Below are 1,692 nucleotides of genomic sequence, written 5' to 3'. Positions count from 1 at the left end.
GCCACCGCCGGCGCCGGCGACGTGCTGTCCGGCATCATCGCAGGGCTCCTGGCGCAGGGCGTGCCGGCTTTCGAAGCCGCCAGCATTGGCGTATGGATGCATGGTGAGGCCGCAAGCGAAGCCGGGCCGGGCCTGATCGCCGAGGATCTCACCGAGACGCTGCCGGCCGTGCATCGGCGGATCTATTCTGCGCTGGGGGTGGAGTACTAGTGCTCAGGAAGCTCGCGCTCGCCGACATGGGCACGGCGGAATGCGGCCTATATCGCACATGCGCTTGGCGTCGTTGCTCGCGCCAAAGGGATGACGCAGATTGCCAAGGATACCGGCCTGTCTCGCGAGCAACTCTATCGCTCGTTCAGCACCAACGGCAATCCGACGCTCAAGACGACGATCGCGGTGATGAAGGCACTTGGAATCGAACTCACGGCCAAGCCGCACGCCTAGTCGCGCGACCTCACTCCACCCCATACCACCGCACCAGTCGCGGCGCGGCCCAGTCGGTGGCGACGGATTCGATCAGCCATCGTCCGGGCGAGGTCGCCGCGAAGGCGATGCGCTGGGTCTGGCCGGGCTCGATCGCGAGCGTGTCGAGCCAGTAGGGTTTCCAGCCGTCGTCGAGCTTGTCGAGCAGGCGGAAGGGTTGGCCGTGCAGGTGGAAGACGGTCGTTGCGGGAGCGGCGTTCTTGAGGGCCAGCACGACCGTGCGGCCGGCCTTGGCGCGGAAGGCCGCGGTTGAGGCGGTGGAGAAGCTTGCAGGCCGGATCCAGCCGGCGTCGGCTGCGCCGAGCGCGACATCGAACCGCAGGGCGCCTTTCAGGTCGAGCTTCTCGGGGAGATCGTTTGCAGGGAGCGGCTGCGGCGGCAACAGCGGCACGCGCCGCTCCAGTGTGCCTGAGACCGTCAACTGACCGACTTTTCGCGCCTCCTTGCCGTCGTGCAGCAGGAATGCGGCCGATGTGGCCGTATCCACAAACGCATCGGCGCGTGCGCCCGGCGCCAGCACCAGGGCGCCGTTGCGGGCCGGGAACGGCTCGGCCGGCTGTCCGTCCAAGGCCATGACGTTAACTTCGTGATTTTCCAATTTAATTGCGAGAACAGAGCGTTGCGAGCCGTTGATAATGCGCAGTCGCAGCCGCTGGCCGGCCAAGGCTGAGAGTTCGAATGAAGTCTGCCCGTTGATTGTATAGAGCGGCTTCGCGTCCTTCGGGTCCTGGCCCGGCGGGACCGCGGTGCTGTCCGGCTGCAGGCGCCATTCCTCGATCAGCAGGACCTCGTCACGATCGACGGCGACCGGGCCGGTCTCGGCCGCGATGATCGGAAGCGGGCGGGCCGGCTGCTTCAGGCCGTCCTCGAACAGGCGGAAGTCGGCCAGCAAGGTTCCTGCATTAGGAATTGAAATGATTGATGTTTCGACTGCAGCTGGTGGGGCAGGCGCGCGTCCCCGGAGGGGGTCGGCCGGGGCACCGCCGCTGAGGCCGTACCAGACTGGCGCAAGCGGCACAGGTAGGTCGTTCCGAAACACCACTTCGCAACGGTCGCCACGCCTCAGACGGACGTCCCCAATGTGGCTTACGGCGGCGAGCTCCCAGATTGATGTAGGTGGCTGCCCTGGCCTGAGAGCCAGCGTCGCCGGCCTTGCCTGAAGGGCGAGCTGGGCGGTCACGAGCGGGCCTGCGCCACCCGCGATCAGCC

The 1,692-nt window shown here is 66.9% G+C and carries 2 protein-coding genes and 1 pseudogene; 2 read left to right on the top strand and 1 reads right to left on the bottom strand.

Annotated elements, in window-relative coordinates:
* Both MOV75_RS36980 and MOV75_RS36975 read left to right on the top strand, forming a co-directional pair.
* A partial coding sequence (locus MOV75_RS36980) for an NAD(P)H-hydrate dehydratase (protein WP_309487004.1) occupies positions 1–210 on the top strand: 210 nt, incomplete at its 5' end.
* 39 nt (positions 211–249) lie between these two features.
* A pseudogene (locus MOV75_RS36975) lies at positions 250–444 on the top strand (addiction module antidote protein); the annotation flags it as partial.
* A 10-nt stretch (positions 445–454) separates the two neighbouring features.
* Here the strand turns inward: MOV75_RS36975 and MOV75_RS36970 are convergent.
* Positions 455–1,690: a multicopper oxidase family protein gene (locus MOV75_RS36970; protein WP_247007854.1), complete on the bottom strand. Its 1,236-nt coding sequence runs from the start codon at positions 1,688–1,690 to the stop codon at positions 455–457.
* Positions 1,691–1,692 lie beyond the last annotated feature (2 nt).

It is taken from the genome of Bradyrhizobium sp. PRIMUS42 (assembly GCF_023006515.1).
Lineage (GTDB): Bacteria > Pseudomonadota > Alphaproteobacteria > Rhizobiales > Xanthobacteraceae > Bradyrhizobium.
This window is presented reverse-complemented; position numbering and strand designations above follow the sequence as displayed.